The organism is Legionella dresdenensis (assembly GCF_042649825.1).
Taxonomy (GTDB): domain Bacteria; phylum Pseudomonadota; class Gammaproteobacteria; order Legionellales; family Legionellaceae; genus Legionella_C; species Legionella_C dresdenensis.
The window spans coordinates 492,803-512,893 of record NZ_JBHSAB010000001.1 but is presented as its reverse complement, the minus strand read 5'-3'; the positions used below and the strand labels follow the sequence as shown (position 1 = coordinate 512,893).

Sequence of the window (20,091 nt, the reverse complement as noted above, 5' to 3'; positions counted from 1 at the left end):
ATGGATGGAATAGAACGTGCAGCAATACTGCTATTGGGTATGGGTGAAGAAAATGCCGCTGAAGTGTTAAAACATCTTGAGCCGAGGCAGGTACAAAAAGTCGGCGTGGCTATTGCTACGCTGAATAATGTCAGTAAAGCTAAAATGCAGAATGTGCTTAATGATTTTCTTCACGCAATTGAAGATCAGACCAGCCTTGCTGTTGATGCGGAAAACTACTTGCGCCGGGTTTTGATCAACGCGCTTGGCGAGGAAATGGCAATACCCTTTATTGACCGAATTCTGGTTTCTGATAAAGACAATGGCTTAAACCGCCTGAAATGGCTTGATGGAAGGCTCATTGCTGATGTTATCCGTAACGAACACCCGCAGATTATTGCAACCATCCTTATTCACCTTGATAGTGAGCAGGCCGCTGAGGTTGTAAGTTATTTTACGCCTGAGAAACGGGCTGAAGTGCTATTGCGGATGTGTACTATCGAAACTGTAAAACCAGAGGCGATTTCAGAGCTCGGTCATGTCATTGAAAAGCAGATCAGCGGTCAGAAAGTCAATAAAATGGCATCAGTCGGGGGCATTAAAGCTGTTGCTGACGTAATCAATTACCTTGAAGGGGCAGTTGAAGAAGAGGTACTGAATAAAATTAATGACTGGGATCAGGAGGTCTGCGAAAAAATTAAAGACAAAATGTTCGTCTTTGAAAACCTTATTGATATGGATAACCGCAGTGTGCAGACCTTGTTGCGCGAAGTGTCGACAGAACAGTTGATGCTGGCATTAAAAGGGACAACCGAACCGGTTAAAGAAAAAATATTCGCCAATATGTCGAAACGAGCCGGCGATCTCTTGCGTGAAGATTTGGAAATGCAAGGGCCGGTTAAAGTCAGCGATGTTGAGAAGGCTCAAAAAGAAATTCTGGCAATTGCCAGAAGCATGGCGGATGAAGGCAAGATTGCGCTTGGCACTAAGGGCGGCGAGGAAATGATCTAAGGACTGGATGATGATTGAGAAGGACAAAAACGAAGATTTCCAGCCGGCGTTTGAAGAAAAATTACCGGACCAATTCAGTGTCTGGGAGTTAAAGATGCCCGAAGAAAAGGAGCCTGAACCGCCGCCGATTGATTTACAGGCCGAGCAGGAGGCCCAGCGCGAACAAGTGCTTCAACAGGCACGGGAAAAGGGATATGAGGAAGGACGAAAACAGGCCGAAATCGAAGCCATTCCCAAAATGACGGAGCTATCCGAATGGCTATTGTTAATCCAGGAGCCGGTGCGGTTATTGGATAAGGCCATTAATGATGAAGTGATTCAGACTATTTTATGGATTTGCGAAGCCTGTATTGGAGTAGAGCTTTCCCTGCACCCTGAAAAGCTGTTGGCGATAGTTGAACAGATTAAAGCAGAATTACCTTCAGTACAGGGGGCGCGTCAACTGGTAATGAATCCCGAAGATGTCGAATGGCTGAAAGCCAATCTTGATGAGAATAAATTCAGTAAATTATTGACTATGCTGTCCTCTGATAAAGAGTTGGTTAAAGGCGATTTTTATTTAAGAGGCGAACACACCGAGCTTGATGGGCGGCTTAAATCACGGCTGCTCAATCTGTTCAGCAACTATTTCAGTACCGACGAAGCGATAGAAGATACTGACTTTTATAATAATGGTGCTTCATGATGTTCCTGTCGGCCCTGGGCAACACATTGCGTGCAATGCGTGTGAATCCAGGAACAGGATTAAGGCGTTGCGGACGGGTTAGCCGGGCAGTGGGGTTGACTCTCGAGGCCAAGGGGTTTCATCAGCCGGTAGGGGCGCGATGTTGGGTGAAAATTAGCAAATCAGAGCGGGTTGAAGCCGAAGTTGTCGGCTTTGACAATGACAAAGCCTATTTGATGTCTATTGGCCATACTCAGGGTATTGCACCTGGTATGCTTATCGCTCCCAGCGGCCGGGTTGCTCAGGTCAGTGTCGGCAATCATTTGCTGGGCCGGGTATTAAATGGCGCCGGTTTACCTATCGATACCCGCGGTATGATGGAAATGCTTGAAACCTATCCCTTGTTAAGCCAGCCTTTTAATCCGCTGAAACGGGCAGTAATTGACCGGCCGCTGGATGTCGGCGTGCGTGCAATTAATGGTCTGCTGACAGTTGGCCGTGGGCAGCGGATTGGTTTGTTTGCCGGTAGTGGTGTTGGTAAATCTGTATTGCTTGGTATGATGACGCGCTATACAACCGCCGATTTGGTTGTGGTTGGCCTGATAGGCGAGCGCGGCCGGGAAGTGAAGGAATTTATTGAAAGCATTTTGGGTGACGAAGGGCTGGAGCGGGCAGTGGTGGTTGCAGCACCCGCTGACGAAAGCCCGTTGATGCGTTTGCATGGCGCTATGGTTGCGACCAGTATTGCTGAATATTTTCGCGATCAAGGCAAGCATGTTTTATTACTGATGGATTCATTAACCCGTTTTGCCCAGGCGCAACGGGAAATTGCCCTGTCAATCGGCGAACCGCCTGCAACAAAAGGATATCCGCCATCCGTATTTGCCAAATTGCCCCAGTTAGTGGAACGAGCAGGAAATGGCTTGCCGGGCAGTGGTTCAGTCACTGCTTTTTATACTGTATTAACCGAAGGCGATGATCAACAGGATCCTATTGCGGATGCTGCGCGCGCCATTCTTGATGGTCATATTGTTTTAAACCGTGAGCTGGCTGAGTCAGGACAATATCCGGCAATTGATCTTGAGGCGTCTATCAGCCGGGTTATGCCGTCTATTGTTTCCAAAGAACAAATGGAGCAAATGCTCGTATTAAAGAAATATCTGTCAATTTATGAGAAAAACAAGGATTTTGTCTTATTAGGCGCTTATACCAAGGGTAGCGACAAGCAATTGGATAAAGCCATTGTCTACCGTGAAAAAATCAGGGAATATATTGCTCAGGCGATTGATGAAAAGGCTGATTTCGAACAAAGTTTAATCCAATTGGCTGAAATAGCTTCTTCATTGGAAGGCTAGGGGAATGAACCAGCGTCTGATGCGTTTAACACAGCTGCTTGCGATTAAAGAAAAAGCCACGCAGCAGGCCGCGAATGATTGGGCCAGGGCAAGGCAGCAGTTTTTAACCAGTAAACAACGCCATGATCAGTTATTGAATTATCGGCAGGACTATGTAACTCAGTTAAATAACGCCACTAACCTGCCAGCTACAACGGTCGGGTATTTACGCCGGCGGATCGAGTTTATTTCACAGCTTGACACCGCACTATCTCAACTCAACGCACAGCTTTCACACTTGATAAAACAGCGTACTCATTTTGAGAAATTGTATATGCAGAAAAAGGCTGAACAAGATGCGGTGGTTAAATTGATTGAAAAGGTAAAATTGACGTTGCAGTTAAAACAGGAACGTGCAGAACAGAAAGAAAGTGATGAGTATGCACAAAAGCAATGGTATAGTAAAAATAAAACGGATAACTAATAAAAACAGTGAGCAAAATTCTAAAACGGTGCTGGTTTGGTCTGGCGATAGTGATTATTACTGCTGCAGTCGTCTCCAGCATATTTCGGGCTTTGACGCCTTGGGCAAAACAGTATAAATCGGAAGTAGAGCGGCATCTGACCACGCTTATCGGACAACCTGTCAGTATTCAGAGTATGGAAACTGGCTGGTACTGGTTTGAACCGGTTATTAAATTAAAACAGGTGTCAGTAGCGAATGGCGGCCAGGATATTATTCAGCTTAAAAAACTGCTGGTAGGAATCAATCTTTTAGGTTCATTATGGCACTGGCAGATCCAGCCCGGTGTTTTATACATTGACGATTTGAAATTAACGCTCAGACAGCATGATCAACAATGGCAGATCGATGGTTTATCGGTTGCAAGCAACCCGGCAGTGAAACTGGGTAACAGCGCTTATACCGCCTTGCTCGGCTGGTTGCTGGCACAACAGAAAATTATCATAAAAAACTTTACCACTGAAATTCATTTGCAGGATGGTACTATCATTCCCTTACGCAAGTTAAACCTGAAAATTGCTAACCATGGCGGCAATTACCGCATTAAAGGCAAGGCTTATTTTGCGCAGCCGGATGAAACCCGGGTTGTGGTGCAGGCACAGATGGCAATTAAATCCGGATCGCCTGTGCAGTTAGCCGGCGAGATTTTTTTCGAAGCCACTCATGTGCAGTTAGCCCAGTGGCAAAAATTTCTGCCCGCCAGTGATTTCAAGGTTGATGGCGGGACGGCTGATATTCAGGCATGGTTTGATGTTACCGCCAATAAAATTAAAAATTTTCAGAGCCGGGTTTCAGCCAGTGAAATAGCCTGGTATGACAAAAAAACACAAGTAACACATGATTTGGAATGGTTAAAGGCTAATCTGGCCTGGCAGCCTGATGCTGATGGCTGGAAGCTGAGCGGCGACAGGATCAGCATGAAAGCCGATGGTATTGAATGGCCCGAAAACCAGTTTATGGTCAGCTATAAGAAAGCAAATGATACTTTGTCGCTGTATGCAAAGCATTTGCTTATCCGTTCCTTGGTGAATCTGGTTTCGCGCTGGCCAGATACAGTGAAACCTGTTCTTGCCTCATCGCCCAGAGGCGAATTAATCGATACCCGGCTTGATCTGGTGAACGGTAGTCCGGAATATTTATTGACTCATTTTTCCGGTTTAAGCTGGCGGCAGCAAGATACTATTCCTGCGGTTAAAAATCTGTCCGGCGTATTGAACTGGCAGCCGGCCGAAGGGCAGGTTGAGTTTGATAGTGAACAGTTGGTTATTAAACCTAAATGGTTGCCTGCGGTTACACTGAAGACGCTTAATGGCGCTCTGGAATGGAAAGAGCTTAGTCGTGGTACGCGCGTCACGATGGAGCGCATGGTGATAGAACATCCCGATCTGGTGCTGAGCGCAACTGGAGCAATTGACGATGTAACGGCTGATTCAGCAGGACAAATTAATTTATCAGCACAATTATCTGCAAAACATGCACAGCACTGGTTGCAATATCTGCCTGGGGAGTATCTGAAGAAAAAACTTGAAGATTGGCTTAAAAATGATATCAAGGAAATTGAAAGCCTGGTTGCCGAAGTTGCAATCAATGGTCAGGCGGCCGATTTTCCGTTTGATAAACAGCCCGGGGAGTTTTGGATAAAAGGGTATACGCAGGGCGTTGATCTGGTTTTTGCGCCGCATTGGCCGTTAGCAACCGATTTAGAAGCTTATCTCCAGTTTGACAAACGTAATCTGGATGTCAATGTCGTTCATGGCAATCTGCAGGGTAATATTATTAATAACGCCAATCTGCGTATTGATGACGTAGGGCTCGATCGCGAAACGCTGCTGATTCATAGTCGCTCACAACTGGATTCAGCCCGGGCATTGGCTTATGTGTTTACAACGCCATTAAAACAAAAACTCTCTACTCTGAAAATGCTTGAGTTGACCGGGCCGGTTAATCTTGATTTGCAGCTTGAAGTTCCTCTTTATCCGGAAAATGATGATGTTCTGGCATTAGGGGATGTCGAATTTGATAATAATGCTATTCTGGTTAAACAATCATTAAATGATGTCCAGTTAAAGGCGGTGAACGGTTCTTTGCAATTTGATCAGGAAGGTGTGTTAGACAGTACATTGAAAGCGGAAATTATGGATTATCCGGTCAGCCTGTTAATCAAATCATTCCGCAAACCGAGCCCGTATACCCGGGTTCAAATTAAAGCAAAAACCACCATTGATGTCTTACGCGACAAATTAAAGCTGGCTGTTTTTTCACTAATGGAGGGGGAGCTGGCGTTAGACAGCCTGCTGATTTTAACCGATAACCGGACCGATCTGGATCATTTGCAGATCAAAACGACCTTGCAGGGTGTTGCGATTAACTTGCCGGAACCGTTAGGTAAAAAAGCCCAGGATAAAACCCCGTTGACGATTGATGTTGATTTTAATCCGGAGAAAGCCGTTCATCTGAGGTCGGATTATGACAGGCGTATAAGCAGTGATTTATGGTTTTCAGGCAGCAAGAGCGATTTTAGCCTGCAAAAAGGTATTATTCGGCTAGGCAATGTATCAGCATCAGGCTCGGTTCAACAAGGGGTGCGCGTGATCGGAGTTGTGCCGGTATTTGATTGGGAGCAATGGCGCTCAGCGCTGGCAAAATTACCGCCGGTCACCAACAATAACTCATTAAGCACGCATCTTGATTCTATTGATATTTCTATCAAAAAAGCGTTAATTGCGGGTCAGGAATTTGATAATGCCGCTTTGCGTGCCGCCAAGATAAAATCTGGTGAATGGTCGGTTGAAGTGAATCAGGAGAAAATTGCCGGTAAATTAAATTATCGTCTTGAGGATAACCAGCTAGGGGGGCAATTGCGGCGTTTATACTGGCAGAAAGCGCCAGACAATCCCAACAACAAACAACTTTCAGATTTGAAAGTCAAAGATATGCCTAACCTTGATCTGATTATCAGTGACTTTAAATACAATACAATGGATTTGGGTGAGCTCGCAATCAAGGCGACGGTAGTCAATGATAGCTGGAAACTGGACAGTTGTCAGATGACAACCCCGGATTATTCGTTAAGCGCCATCGGCTCCTGGACTCAAAATGATACGATTAACCAGACTGAAATTAATGCCAATCTTAAAGTGATGAATCTGGCGGGAATTCTGCACCGTCTGCAAATAAGTCCTGCGGTTGAAGCGAAAAAAGGACTGATAAGCTTTGAAGGAAAGTGGCCCGGCGCATATCAGGATTTTTCACTGTCGGATGTTTCCGGCCAACTGGCAATCACATTAAAAAATGGCAGAATTACCAATTTAAGCGCTGAGACAGAGGAAAAACTGGGGCTTGGCAAACTCTTAAGTATTTTGAGCTTGCAAACAATTCCAAGACGGTTGAAACTTGATTTCAGTGATCTGTCCAATGACGGATATAGTTTTGATATTTTTACCGGGTCTTTTAAAATAAAAAAAGGACTGATGACAACAACCGACAGCTATATTGATGGCCCGATTGCTTATGCCAGCATGGCTGGCGATTTGGATATCGCGCGGCAATTATATAACCTCGATTTGAGGATTTCTCCGCATATCACTGCGAGTTTGCCCGTAGTCGCGACCATTGCCGGCGGTCCGATTGCCGGTATTGCAACCTGGGTTGCCAGTAAAATCATCAGTAAGGGAATGCAGAAAATCAGCGGTTATACCTATAAAGTTTCCGGGCCATGGAAGCAGCCGGTGGTGCAGCAGGTAAGTATTATCAAAAAGAAAAAGGTATAGGGTGATGTATGAAAGAACTGCTCAAGCGTTATTGGCTGGTTGCCCTGTTTAAAGAATCGCCGGCTAATACGCCTTACTCTGCTTTTTTATTGGGATTATTCCTAATCGTATATTGGCTAACGCTTGTGTTCCAGTGGACCTATGCGCCTAAACCAATAGCTGCGCCATTGGCAATGCTTTTTTTCGCTGGATTAATTTTACTGGGTTCATATGGTTTGTATGTTTGGCTGGTGCTTAGATTACATAATAAAACCAGTCGATTTTTGCAGACTTTTACTACCTTGATTGCTTGCAGCTGGATTATTCATCTGTTAGCGTTTCCGCTGATGCTGACTGCGCCTTTTTTGCTGAAATCAAACCTGGAGCAGATGGTAATGTTATTATTGGCAATTTTGTATCTGCTGGTTACCATGGCGCTTAGCGCATGGCAGTTTCTGGCAACGGCTTATATCTTTAAAGCCGCGATAGAAATTGATTGGTTAACCTCAATTCTTATCAGTTTCGGGCTACTCGCTTTTAATGTTCTTGCGGTTTCCTATCTTAATTAAAAAATGGGGTGTTGGCTATAAAGCCCAACACTCAATAAACATACGCTGAATAAGAGTAACTCCCCACGTCATCCCGAGCGCAGCGAGGGATCTCCCTGCAGTGGCACAATCTCTAACATAACGATCGATATAAATCGTCCCACTCAGGATTTAATGAATTAATCAGATCCTGCTTCTTTTTTCGTGACCAGCCTTTGATTTGCTTTTCTCGCTCAATAGCCACGACGATACCCGAACAAACTTCAAAATACACCAGTCGATCCACCGCATAATCTTTCGAGTGTTTTTTTCAATATTTTAGTATGTGCCGCTGCAGGGAGATCCCTCGCTGCGCTCGGGATGACGTGGGGAGTTACGAATAAGATTAAAAACAAACCTCCAGCGAACTACTATGCTCACTTTATTCTACTTATGTCAAAATAATGTATCAAAAATATTGACATAATAGTCACTAAATAATAATCTCATAATGTCACTATTGGTGGTGAGAAAAAGTAGAGATTTACTTAATAAAAATAATGAGGTTTATCATGAATAAATTAAAATTAATTTGCTTTGCTTCTTTGTTATCTGTTGGTGTATCTCATGCATCTACTTTATGCAACGGCTTTCAAATAAAAATCAGAAATAACCTGCCGCATGCGATTACCAGCCAAAAGATTACTTTAAGCAACGGCGCTGTAATTAACCCTAATAATGACCAGACAATTCCTGCCCATTCAGAGCGTGTTTATGTTGTTGAAAATACCCCAGATGGCGCTCTGATGTTCGGTAAAATGAACTTTAAAACCGATACAAATGATGCCAAAAAAATCAAACTGAAATTTACCCTGGAAGGTAAGCTGGCAATCTGCGAGCATGACGATAAAACAACAGAAACTGATTATCCTGTTGAGAAAACCCGTTCTCCTGGTCAGGTGACTTATACTATCGGTTAATTAAGTATGGCTGGGTCAGAACGACCCGGCCTGCTCCTTCCCACATTCTTCCACATCTTGCTTTTCACGGTAAAATTATGCTAAAAAAGTGCAAATTATTCAGGATATAAACCTATGCATTTACACATACTCGGTATTAGTGGAACATTCATGAGCGGCCTGGCGGTGCTGGCGAGAGATGCGGGCTTTAAAGTAACCGGTTGTGATGCTAATTGTTACCCGCCGGTAAGCGACTTGCTCCAGTCAAAAGGCATTGAGTGGGTTGAAGGTTACGAGGATACTGAGCTTGCTTTAAAAGCGGATCTGGTTATTGTGGGAAATGCAATCAAACGCGGCATGCCAGTTTTGGAAGCGGTGATTGATGCTGGTAAAAATTATATTTCAGGGCCGCAATGGCTGGCCGAAAATATTTTACCCCGCTACAGAGTTCTTGCTGTCTCTGGTACGCACGGTAAAACAACCACTACCTCCATGTTAGCGCATATTTTACATCAGGCGGGTCTAAACCCCGGTTTTCTGATTGGCGGCGTAGCGCCCAATTTTAATGCCAGCTCGCATTTGGGTAGCGGCAATTGGTTCGTGATTGAAGCGGATGAGTATGACAGCGCCTATTTTGATAAACGGCCCAAACTGATGCATTACCGGCCTGAAATAGCCATTCTTAATAATCTGGAATTTGATCATGCGGATATTTATGCCAATCTTGAGGCAATACAACAGCAATTCCACTATTATCTGAAAACCGTTCCCGGTAAAGGCGTGGTTCTTAAGCCCCGCGATGACGCAGCGTTGAATGCCGTTGTTGCCCGCGGCGTTTTTTCCCGGATGGAAGAAATGGCTTTTGATGGCGATAGCGACTGGCGGGCTGAGCTGCTGGAAGAAAGCGGCCGCGCTTTTGCGGTCTGGCATAAAGGTCAAAAGGTTGCCGAGGTACATTGGTCATTAATAGGCCGGTTTAATGTTGAAAATGGCCTTGCTGCAATTGCCGCCAGTTTTCATGCTGGTGTTGACCCCAAGGTGGCCGCTCACGCGCTTGAATCATTTATGCCGGTCAAACGCCGCCTGGAAGTGAGAGCAGAACGCCATGGCATTACCGTGTATGATGATTTTGCCCATCATCCCACTGCGATTACCAAAACGATTCAGGCTTTAACCCAAAGCAAGCGCCATAAACGGATTCTGGCTGTACTGGAATTTGCTTCATATACCATGCGCTCAGGTGTTCATGGCGATAGTATGGATAAAGCGCTGTCTCAGGTCGATATGGCATTTATCCTTAATCCTGAGCAATTTGATTTGGCTTCATTAGCAAAAAACTGGTCATGTCCGCATCAGTTATTAGCAAATACCAATGCCATTATAGAAAACGTTGCTGATTACGCTAAAGCGGGTGATGGTATTGTTATTATGAGTAACCGCGGTTTTGACAATATTCATCAGCAGTTAGCCAATCGCCTTGATTTGCATTTTTCTACTTTGCCTGCATAATATTCATATTGCTCTCATGTTTTGTAGTCTGCGATCCAATTTGCAGACTACAAAAGCTAATGTCCCCGGTCCTGTTGCAAATTGTTTAACAGACTGTTATAAAAAAAGAAAGGGCACTTGAGTGATACAAAAGGAAGTGATTGCCCCTGTTAAGGAGGACATTATGCCTGGCAACTCTTTGCAAGCAAAAGTATATATACTAACGAAAGATCTGTATCAACTAACCCCTGAATTTGAGAAAAATTACCGTTATGCCAATAACTGTTATGAAATAGACTTTACAGAATTAACGAAAATTATTACAGAAGAACTCGAAAAAAGTTACCTGGCTATCAAAAAGAAGAAAGGTGAATTGCCTGACAATAAACGCCTGAATGAAATCAACCATATTAAAGCAATTCAAAAGGATGCTACTGAGAATTTGGATGTAAAGCATGAAGGTCAGATAAGCAATGCAAAACAAATAATTTTCGGCTCTGTTTGTTATCGGTATATGCGGATCTTTAATCAATACCGAAATCCAGCCCCTTACGCCCCAAGTCTTTTTCAAGCGGCTCTCAGAACAGTAAACGGTAAGCCTGAGAACAGTGAGCTTTTTGTAATTATCAAGGAGTTGTTCCATATTGAGTCATTAGATGAGAAAGGCACTGCAGTCGCTCAGTCCAGGGAATGGGGATTAGGCATAAAACAGCATTTGGATATGCTTACTTTCCTCACCTGTTGTGAGGCCTACCTTAATTATATAAAAAAAGACCCTAAAAGATATGCTCTCATCGCCGAAGAGAAGCTTGATGACGGTAAAGATCTCGTCGAACACCTTGAGAACATTATTTCGCGTGCCAAAGTTGCTGTAGAAAAAATGCCGGCTGTTCAACAGGCCAAACCTGTTCTGTTTATCAAAAAATTCTATCAGGAAATGCTCCGGCGGGAAAAATTGATTGATGACGCGATAACAGAGTTGAAAGAGCAATTCAAAAAGAAAGAAATTCCGAGGAAAGAAGCGCTAGGTAAATTTACTCGAATTTTTCCCATGGGTGGGATGCTTGCTTATATTAATACCTGTTTTCCCGAAATAATCAATAAACAGAATATCAATGAGGAGCTTGAGAGTTTCAAGAGTAAAATGCATGATGCCTTTTATTACGCGTTGCAAGGTTGTTATTTTTTAGTCTGGGAGCAGAAGAATAAAGCTCTAAACGCTATTTTGGAACCTCTGTTGGAAATCAATGTCAATAATCAACCTGACCCTGCGAGCCGTAAAGCTGCTTATGAGGTTTTGGAGTGTGTCATCAGTTCATTGGATGCATCTCAAAACACGATATTTGCTGACTGTGGCGGCAGAGGAGAATTTGACAAGGCATTTGGCGTAGCTCAGGGTAATGCGATAAAAGAATGGAAGGCGTTACAAGAAAAGCCCGCCAGGCCTACGGCCAGATTACAAAGCAGTATGTCCGTGTTTTGAGTGGAGAATAGTTGCGGGCAGAAATTGCGAGTATGTTGTCAGGGGATGGGTTATGCAAGCGTAAATGCAAATATCGCAAATGTCTTACTCTAACACCGCCGCTTTTCCCTCTATTGTTACTTCCGCAAGATGCTTAAAAGACCGCTTAAGGTCTTTTGTTCTCACTTCATCAATAGCTTCTATAGCCGATAAATCAATGGCGGCGAATTGAGAGCACGAAGATTCATCCCCACCCGCCCCACTCGCACGCGTCGCGCGCATTATAGCAAATGAAGAACCCAACCCAGAACCCTCTGGAACCTGCTGGGGAGTAAACCATTCATGAAAGAAACCTGTATTACAGTTATAAAATTTAAGCGTTCGCTCGAGATTGGCAGGATTTGACGCGTCCAATAAGGCAGGGTTTTTGGCTACATCGTCAAATGACCGCGCAGGGTGACAATATTCCTGAGCAATATGAGCGGGCACTTCTCGTTGTGGTAAGTTTACCTGTATCCAGACTGCATCGAGTGCCTCCCAATCCTCTTTCGTGCGCTTAGGGCTTTGCTCGTAGGCTTCAATATACGTCCTTAATGCATTCTTTAAGGGCGTTAAATCAAAATGAGCACTGCGGTATTCTTTCGCCTGTTGAGTATAGACAAGTCCTCTGGGTCGTTTAAAAAAAGTGTCTGAATCTATAAGCTCTTCAATATATTGCACGCGCTTTAAGAGCGTTTTTTTAGTGTCATCATTCATGTAGCGCTCCAGCATAAAGCGCATATGCGAGTCTTTGGCCCACCAGGTATACTCGTAGGCACTGCAGGTAAAGGTGCGGCCGGAATAATCGGTGAAGGGGATGTCATAAGCTATGAGAAGTTCTTGCGCAAGCTCCCGATCTTTTTTAAGTAGATTTTCGGCCTCATTCTGTTGGCCGTAGGCCACTAATTGTAAGAATTGCCTGGAATTGATTTGCGGTTCGAAATCAGGGCGCTCTATTTTGAGTTGGGCTGCGAGTTGCTCTTTAAGTTTTGGGTCTTGGTGGCTGTTTATTCGTTCGTATAAGGCCTGCAATTCAGCCTTATCGAGGGATGCGGTATTGATTTCCACATCGTTTTGCACCAGTGTGTTTTCATTGGAGATGTCTACATTTAAGTGAGGTGCTTCTTGACGCGCTTTTTCTAAAGGTTGGAGTAATTCGGGCGCTAAACCCAATAAGCTGACAAAGCTGGCAAAACTGACGCCTATTGACCCTTGGTGCATGACGAAGGGACCTTTTTTCTCGGGGTCTAATACAAAAAACTCATCAAAATGCGGTGCGTCTTTGATTTGCATGTAACGCTTTGCAAAGTCTTGTTTGATGGTTTTGATGTCTTCAGTAGTGAATGGAGTTTTTAATTTGAATTCGTGAGCCTTCTTATTTAGCCATAACAAACACACCTCTTCAATGTTTGCATTGTCTTGTTGCGCTTGAGCCATAATTTGAGCGAGTTCCGTACTTAACTCCGGCTGCTTATCAAGAACCTCCCCCCAATTCGACTCCTCGCGCGTTTTATCTTTTGTCACGGCATAGATGTTGGTCAGGCCTAATAAAAATTGGGTGGCTATGGACCAGCGTTCTGCCTCGGTTAAGTATTTAAAGGGCGATACTATTGTTGTTGTGAATACATCTTCGGCACAGAAATCATATAAGGCGCCGATATAGTATTCCAACTTGATGTTGTTATCAAAACACAAGACATTGTTTATATAATCTTGGGTGATGGGCACACCTTCGGACGTTTTGCTAAAATCAAGGGCGACACCCAATTTTTTTTGTACTGTTTTTTCTAGAAGGGATATTAAAATTTCAAATTTAAACGGTTGATTGTCTGCCTCTAATTGTTCCAATACCTTATTGATTATCTGTGCTTTTAAATCCTGAAAGGTTAAGGGGGTAAAGGCTTTGATGAGTGCTTTTTGTAATGGCGACTGGGCGGACTCTATATTTCGTGATACGCTCTTGTGTGCCACACGAAATAGAGGATTTACTCCTTCAGTACGTAGATAACCATCTTGCTCTTCGGGGCGCAGAACCATGCTGTACAGGTTTGATGTGGCGTGGTTTTTCATCATGCCTACTAACGATTCTGGATAGCTTGGAAATCCTGAATTAAGGCAGTTCAGTTCCGAATGGTTTTCCACAGCGGCGAGCACCGTTAAATACCCATCAATTTGAGCCAGCCTTTCTTGTTTTTTTGTGGTCAGACACGAGGTTGCTCCAGGTAGGCTCATATCGCTTTCCAAAGCTTCTTTATAGGCTAATAACTCCGTTTTGAGGCTCTCCTTTTTATTTGAGTAGCTGCCTTTGCCAAAAAATACTTGTAAAGCATAAACCGCCTTGCAAGTATTGTCCAAGCCAATAGTTGAGCCACTGACTATGGGCATGAAAATGTGGATGGTGTTCTCAGGACTTAGATAGAGGTAGCGCGCAGTTAAGGGTTCTTTTAAAGGTAACTTCATGATAATTGTGTTTTATTTGATTAATATGTTCATAGTGTATCATTTTATTTCGATTATTTACCAATAATAAAAACCCATTAATATCACAATCCCAGAGCGTGTATTAAATCTTATTGATTTGTAAGCTAAAAATCATGCAATAGGTCAGATTAAATCGTAAGCGAGATAGTATTTTTTTAAAGCCTCTACATGCAGAAAGTCTGTCTCATTGGTTAGTGCAATACGAAAATATATATGTGCGGGTAACACTTTAGTGCAGCATTGCGCTGCACTAAAATTGGTAATGTTGGGTCGGAACGACCCAACCTACGCGTATGCTTAATAGGCTAATATAATTTCCTTAATAATTCTATAGTAGGAGTGGATGTCCTGTGCAAAGGTGGATGTCCGCCGCCTTGAGGACGCAGGGCCTTGCCGGGGCGTTTCTTTCAGCGCTCCGGCTCCATTTTATTGGGCTAAGACAGCAAAACCTTGTGTAATCTGATTACCGATGGCGGTGAAGTCGCCGCCCGCATATACCGTGCTGCCGCTTAGCGCCAAGGCGTACACGAAGCTATTAGCATTGGGATTCCAGGAGGTCGCGAGCCCATCGCTGGCATTCAGGGCGGCAATGCCTCTACGGGCCTGGCCGCCAATGGTGGTGAATAAGCCGCCGGCATACACAGTGCTGCCGCTTAGCGCCAAAGCGTACACGCTGTTATTGGCATTAGGGTCAAACGTGGTGTCCACGCTATAATCAGATAAAATATGGGCTATCCGGTTGCGCGTGATGCCGCCCACTTGAGTAAACGTTCCACCGATGTACCAGCCATCATTGCCGTCGGAAATAACCGCATAAACACTACCATTTACGCGGGGGAAAGCGGCCAACGGCTGCGCGCTGCCGCTATCGATTGGAACGCCATACCCGGTGTTCGGTCCAACATAACTAAAATCGCCCCCCAGATAAATGACATTATTGGCAAGGTCTGGCAGAATGGCATACACACGCTCATTAGTTACCCATGGGTAGCGCACGGCAAGGCTTGGGTTAAGGGTGTTGGTATTGCTTCCTGCAACCGGTACCAGGGTCGCTTCATGCACCGAAGTGCCGGGGGTAAAGGCTAGCACGCAGCTTGCCCCGGGGGCAATCGTAGTACAATTAGACGCATCTTGCGTCACATCCGCCCAGTCAGCCGGAAGCGTGGCCGTGACGTTCATCGCGGTTACGTCGGTTGATTGATTGGTTACGGTTATTGTCCGGGTGATACCGGAGAGATTTGGATACGCAGGGAATAATAGTAATGGCGAGCCTGTCACTGTAATAGTCGCAACGTTTGGGGCGGTAATCAGCGTAATGTTGAGGCTATTGGCCTGGCTTGGCCGATAACATTGGTCTGAGTTTGGGCTGCCGTCTGCATTGGCTTGACATAATACCGGACCGCCATGGATGCCGCCGGGAGGCAAGGCGCTGCCCGTAATGGCAAGCGTTAAGTTGCAACTGCTGCCTGCCTGGCCTTTAGGGCTCAGATGGCATGGCGCTGTTTGGGCAATGCCGGGTATCGGCGTTATCACTAATTGCTTAGGCTTTTGAGACTGGTTTTGCACCACATATTGTACGCTGCCTGTGCCATTAGCTGGTATAATCTGGGTCGGGTTACTCCCTAATGCCGGCACTATTGTCCACAGTGGTATGCCCGCCTGCGCCGCCATTGCTGTCAGGCAGAATAGTAAACCTGCCCCTATCCTTTGCAGCATTGTAACTTTGCTATTCCTTTGCATCCTTTTATCCTTAAGTCTTGTTAACAAATCGCTATTGAGTGTGCTTAATAGGCTAATATAATTTTCTTAATAATTCTATAACAGGAGTGGTTGTCCTGTGCAAAGGTGGATGTGCGCTGCCTTGAGGACGCTGGCCTTGCTGGTTAGTGCAATACGAATACATATATGTTCGGGTAAAACTTTAGTGCAGCATTGCGCTGCACTAAAATTGCATCAATCAGGATTTGTCTGCCGTAAACTTTAATTTATCCTCTTCCCAGGTTACTTTAATGGTCTCTCCTGGCTTAAACTCTCCAGTCAGCAAAGCCTGGGCTAATGGGTTTTCCAGTTTTTGCTGAATGGTTCGTTTCAGCGGCCTTGCTCCGTAAACCGGATCAAAACCGGCGGCAGCGAGATGAGCCAGGGATTCTGCGTCAACCTGCAATTTGATATCCTGAGTTGCCAGCCGTTGTTGCAGACTTCCAATCTGGATGGCGGCAATGGTTGCAATCTGCTCTTTGGTAAGCGGATGAAAAACAATTGCGTCATCAATGCGGTTAATGAATTCAGGCCGGAAATGCTGGCTGACTACGCCCATAACGGCTTCCTTGATTTGCTCATAATTAAGTTTGGAGGCCATATCCTGAATTAAATGCGAACCCAGATTCGAGGTCATGACAATTACTGTATTACGGAAATCGACAGTACGGCCCTGGCCGTCGGTTAATCGGCCATCGTCCATTACCTGCAATAAAATATTAAAGACGTCAGGGTGCGCTTTTTCAATTTCATCAAGCAGAATCACAGAATAGGGCTTACGCCGTACCGCTTCAGTTAAATACCCGCCTTCCTCGTAACCGACATAACCGGGTGGAGCGCCAATCAAGCGGGCAACAGAGTGTTTTTCCATAAATTCAGACATATCAATGCGTACCATTGCTTCCGGCGTATCAAACAGGAAAATCGCCAGCGCCTTGCATAATTCGGTTTTACCAACGCCGGTCGGGCCTAAAAACAGGAATGAGCCGACAGGGCGGTTAGGATCGGACAAACCGGCGCGTGAACGGCGAATTGCATTGGCAACCGCATCGACCGCTTCGTTTTGGCCTATCAGGCGTTTATGCAGTTCTTCTTCCATGTGCAGCAGTTTTTCGCGCTCGCCTTCCAGCATTTTGGCAACCGGTATGCCTGTCCATTTGGAAACAACCTCGGCAATTTCCTCTTCAGTTACCTTGTTACGCACCAGCGTGGTTTCAGCGCTTTCAACTTCGTTAACCCGGGCAAGCTGTTTTTCCAGTTCTGGTATACGGCCATACTGCAGTTCAGACATGCGAGTCAAATCGCCGGCGCGGCGGGCTGTTTCCAGCTCGTTTTTGGCCTGCTCAAGCGATTCTTTGATTTGAGTCGCCCCTTGCAGGGTCGCTTTTTCAGCTTTCCAGATTTCTTCGAGATCAGCATACGTTTTCTCCAGTTCGCTGATACTGCCTTCCAAATCATGTAATCGCTTTTTCGAGGCTTCATCGGGTTCCTTTTTAAGCGCCTCACGCTCAATCTTGAATTGGATCAGGCGGCGTTCCAGCTTGTCAAGCGCCTCCGGTTTAGAGTCTATTTCCATTCGGATTTGGCTGGCTGCTTCGTCAATTAAATCAATGGCTTTATCCGGCAGCTGGCGATCGCTGATATAACGATGTGATAGCGTGGCTGCAGCAACAATGGCCGGATCAGTGATTTCAACGCCATGGTGAACTTCATAACGTTCTTTTAAGCCACGCAAAATCGCAATGGTATCTTCTACATTTGGTTCGTCCACCAGTACTTTCTGGAAACGGCGTTCAAGCGCTGCGTCTTTCTCGATGTATTGGCGATATTCATCCAGAGTAGTCGCGCCTATGCAGTGTAATTCGCCGCGGGCGAGGGCAGGTTTGAGCATATTACCCGCATCCATGGCGCCTTCGGCCTTACCGGCGCCAACCATGGTATGCAATTCATCAATAAACAGGATAATCTGGCCTTCCTGTTTAGCGAGATCATTTAACACAGCTTTAAGCCTTTCCTCAAACTCACCGCGGAATTTCGCACCGGCAATTAACGCCCCCATATCAAGCGACAACAGGCGTTTGTTTTTTAATCCTTCGGGAACTTCGCCATTAATAATCCGTTGCGCCAACCCTTCGACAATAGCGGTTTTACCTACCCCCGGTTCGCCGATTAACACGGGATTATTTTTGGTTCGGCGCTGCAATACCTGAATAGTGCGCCGGATTTCATCATCACGGCCAATTACCGGATCAAGTTTGCCTTGCTCGGCACGTTCGGTGAGATCCAGCGTATATTTTTCCAATGCCTGCCTTTGTTCTTCTGCATTGGGATCATTGATTGTTTCGCCGCCTCTGACTTCATTAATTGCGCGTTCAATTGTTTGTTGGGTGGCGCCTGACTGTTTCAGGATACGGGCTAGCTGACTTTCTTCACTGATCGCAGCGAGAATAAACAATTCACTGGAGATGTAAGCATCTTTTTTTTGTTGCGCCAGCTTGTCGGTTAAATTTAACAGCCGATTCAGAGCGCTTGAAATATGAACATCGCCGCCGGTTCCTGATACGTTGGGGAAGGCAGCGATTGCCTGGTCAAGCTGATTGCGTAATTGTGATAAATTGGCTCCTGCTTTAGTGAGCAAGGGCCGGGCGCTGCCGCCTTGTTGATCAAGCAGGGCTTTCATGACATGTTCAGGCTCAATGAAATTATTGTCCTTGCCTAACGCCAGTGATTGAGCATCAGCTAACGCCATTTGAAATTTGGAAGTAAGCTTGTCCATACGCATCAGGGCACCTCTTGGGAAAATAGGTTTAAATTATTGGCTACCTACCGTAAAATGAGGTTACATTTAATAAAATCAAGTAGCTAGCATGATTAATATTTCTAACTCATCTCCTAATAATACGCCAGATTCGCAGACATTGTTAAATCAGATTGTTATTGAGTTTATGCGCGAACAGCGCCGCAAGAGGCGCTGGCGGTGGATTACAAGAATTTTGGTTTTATTGCTGGCGGTATGGATATTTTTTCAGGGATTTGGTTTTTCAGAGGACAGCAAGGGCTGGAAAACCAAACCGCATGTCGGCCTGATTGATATTAACGGCGAGATTTTTGATACTTCAGATGCCAACGCTGAGAATTTTACCAAGGGTCTGGATGCTGCTTATAAGAATTCCGGCCTGAAAGCATTAGTCTTGCGTATTAACAGCCCCGGCGGCAGCCCGGTGCAGGCGGATTATATGTATAATTCGCTGAAACGTTACCAGGCAATGTATCCTGGCGTTAAAGTCTATGCGGTATGTGTGGATATGTGTGCTTCGGCCGCTTATTATGTTGCCGCGGCGGCTGATCAGATTTATGCCAATGAAGTCAGTATGGTTGGTTCAATTGGCGTTTTGTTTAATGGTTTTGGTTTTGTCGATGCGATACAGAAACTCGGTGTTACCCGCCGTTTAAGAACAGCTGGCGCGAATAAAGGCTTTCTTGATCCGTTTTCACCTGTTGTACCTGAACAGGAGCAATATTTGCAAACTATGCTGGATGAAGTACATCAGCAATTTATTGCCAAAGTCAAACAAGGCCGCGGCGATCGTTTACAAATCGATAACCTGACTTTTTCCGGTTTGTTCTGGACCGGTATGGAAGCGAAAACACGCGGTTTAATTGACGGCTTCGCCAGCAGCGGTCAGGTAGCGCGCGATATTATAAAAATTGATCAGGTTGTTGACTATACCTATAAAGAAAGCGTATTCGAGCGCGTAAGCAAAAATATTGGCACCGCCATGGCCGATCGCTTACCCGCAGCATTAGGATTACAACCCGGAATAAAAATGTAAATGCGGTTGGGTCGTTTGACATATCCGTTCGGCCTGAGGAAAATGCGCATTGCTATTAAGTTAATGATACTGTCATTCCCGCGAAGGCGGGAATCCATTTCTCAAGTTGGCTCCTTACCTTGTTTGATGGATAGATCCCCGCCTTCGCGGGGATGACATATTTTCTTAACTTAATGGCAGTGAGGAAAATGCAGAGCATTTACCTCGAAGGCTTGGCACTGTACAAAGGCTTCGAGACAGCGCTAAAGCGCTTCCTCAGCCCGAACGATGTAGTGAAATGTGGA

14 protein-coding genes are annotated in these 20,091 nt (G+C 45.1%); 10 read left to right on the top strand and 4 right to left on the bottom strand.

The features are described 5' to 3' along the window. Genes fliG through ACFORL_RS02170 form a run of 6 tightly spaced genes read left to right on the top strand, consistent with a single transcriptional unit; the run spans window position 1 to window position 7,829 of the window. Window positions 1-990: a flagellar motor switch protein FliG gene (gene fliG / locus ACFORL_RS02195; RefSeq protein WP_382340652.1), complete on the top strand. Its 990-nt coding sequence runs from the start codon at window positions 1-3 to the stop codon at window positions 988-990. A 7-nt stretch (window positions 991-997) separates the two neighbouring features. Further along, the gene (locus ACFORL_RS02190; protein ID WP_382340650.1) at window positions 998-1,675 is read left to right on the top strand and encodes a FliH/SctL family protein; all 678 of its coding nucleotides are present in this window, start codon (window positions 998-1,000) and stop codon (window positions 1,673-1,675) included. After that, on the top strand, window positions 1,672-3,009 hold the full coding sequence (gene fliI / locus ACFORL_RS02185) for a flagellar protein export ATPase FliI (RefSeq protein WP_382340648.1): 1,338 nt from the start codon (window positions 1,672-1,674) through the stop codon (window positions 3,007-3,009). Before ACFORL_RS02190 ends, fliI begins: the two co-directional genes overlap by 4 nt. A 4-nt stretch (window positions 3,010-3,013) precedes the next feature. Next, window positions 3,014-3,472, top strand: a complete 459-nt coding sequence (gene fliJ, locus ACFORL_RS02180) for a flagellar export protein FliJ (RefSeq protein ID WP_382340646.1) — start codon at window positions 3,014-3,016, stop codon at window positions 3,470-3,472. An 8-nt stretch (window positions 3,473-3,480) separates the two neighbouring features. Further along, window positions 3,481-7,281 (top strand): YhdP family protein, encoded by a 3,801-nt coding sequence (locus ACFORL_RS02175; RefSeq protein WP_382340644.1) that lies wholly within the window; start codon window positions 3,481-3,483, stop codon window positions 7,279-7,281. Between the two features lie 8 nt (window positions 7,282-7,289). After that, window positions 7,290-7,829: a hypothetical protein gene (locus ACFORL_RS02170; RefSeq protein ID WP_382340642.1), complete on the top strand. Its 540-nt coding sequence runs from the start codon at window positions 7,290-7,292 to the stop codon at window positions 7,827-7,829. 112 nt (window positions 7,830-7,941) lie between these two features. On the opposite strand, the gene ACFORL_RS02165 is transcribed toward ACFORL_RS02170, so the two are convergent. Then, window positions 7,942-8,094: a hypothetical protein gene (locus ACFORL_RS02165; RefSeq protein WP_382340641.1), complete on the bottom strand. Its 153-nt coding sequence runs from the start codon at window positions 8,092-8,094 to the stop codon at window positions 7,942-7,944. 265 nt (window positions 8,095-8,359) lie between these two features. Here ACFORL_RS02165 and ACFORL_RS02160 point away from each other — a divergent pair, with 265 nt between their 5' ends. The 3 genes from ACFORL_RS02160 to ACFORL_RS02150 all read left to right on the top strand — a co-directional run bounded on the left by ACFORL_RS02160 (window position 8,360) and on the right by ACFORL_RS02150 (window position 11,717). Then, window positions 8,360-8,767, top strand: coding sequence for a hypothetical protein (locus tag ACFORL_RS02160; RefSeq protein WP_382340639.1), 408 nt, complete (start codon window positions 8,360-8,362; stop codon window positions 8,765-8,767). Between the two features lie 114 nt (window positions 8,768-8,881). Continuing rightward, window positions 8,882-10,255 (top strand): UDP-N-acetylmuramate:L-alanyl-gamma-D-glutamyl-meso-diaminopimelate ligase, encoded by a 1,374-nt coding sequence (gene mpl / locus ACFORL_RS02155; RefSeq protein WP_382340638.1) that lies wholly within the window; start codon window positions 8,882-8,884, stop codon window positions 10,253-10,255. A 163-nt stretch (window positions 10,256-10,418) separates the two neighbouring features. Next, window positions 10,419-11,717, top strand: a complete 1,299-nt coding sequence (locus tag ACFORL_RS02150) for a hypothetical protein (protein ID WP_382340636.1) — start codon at window positions 10,419-10,421, stop codon at window positions 11,715-11,717. Between the two features lie 84 nt (window positions 11,718-11,801). Here the strand turns inward: ACFORL_RS02150 and ACFORL_RS02145 are convergent, their stop codons facing one another. From ACFORL_RS02145 to clpB, 3 genes are all read right to left on the bottom strand, one after another. Further along, window positions 11,802-14,195 (bottom strand): SidC, encoded by a 2,394-nt coding sequence (locus ACFORL_RS02145; protein ID WP_382340634.1) that lies wholly within the window; start codon window positions 14,193-14,195, stop codon window positions 11,802-11,804. A gap of 447 nt (window positions 14,196-14,642) precedes the next feature. Continuing rightward, entirely contained in the window at window positions 14,643-15,956 is a 1,314-nt protein-coding gene (locus tag ACFORL_RS02140) for a delta-60 repeat domain-containing protein (RefSeq protein ID WP_382340632.1), read from the bottom strand. Window positions 15,957-16,173: 217 nt separating this feature from the next. Then, on the bottom strand, window positions 16,174-18,756 hold the full coding sequence (clpB, locus tag ACFORL_RS02135) for an ATP-dependent chaperone ClpB (RefSeq protein WP_382340631.1): 2,583 nt from the start codon (window positions 18,754-18,756) through the stop codon (window positions 16,174-16,176). Window positions 18,757-18,841: 85 nt separating this feature from the next. On the opposite strand from clpB, the gene ACFORL_RS02130 reads away from it, so the two are divergent. Beyond that, complete coding sequence (locus tag ACFORL_RS02130; protein WP_382340629.1) at window positions 18,842-19,807, top strand: S49 family peptidase; 966 nt, start codon at window positions 18,842-18,844, stop codon at window positions 19,805-19,807. The last annotated feature ends 284 nt before the right edge of the window (window positions 19,808-20,091 follow it).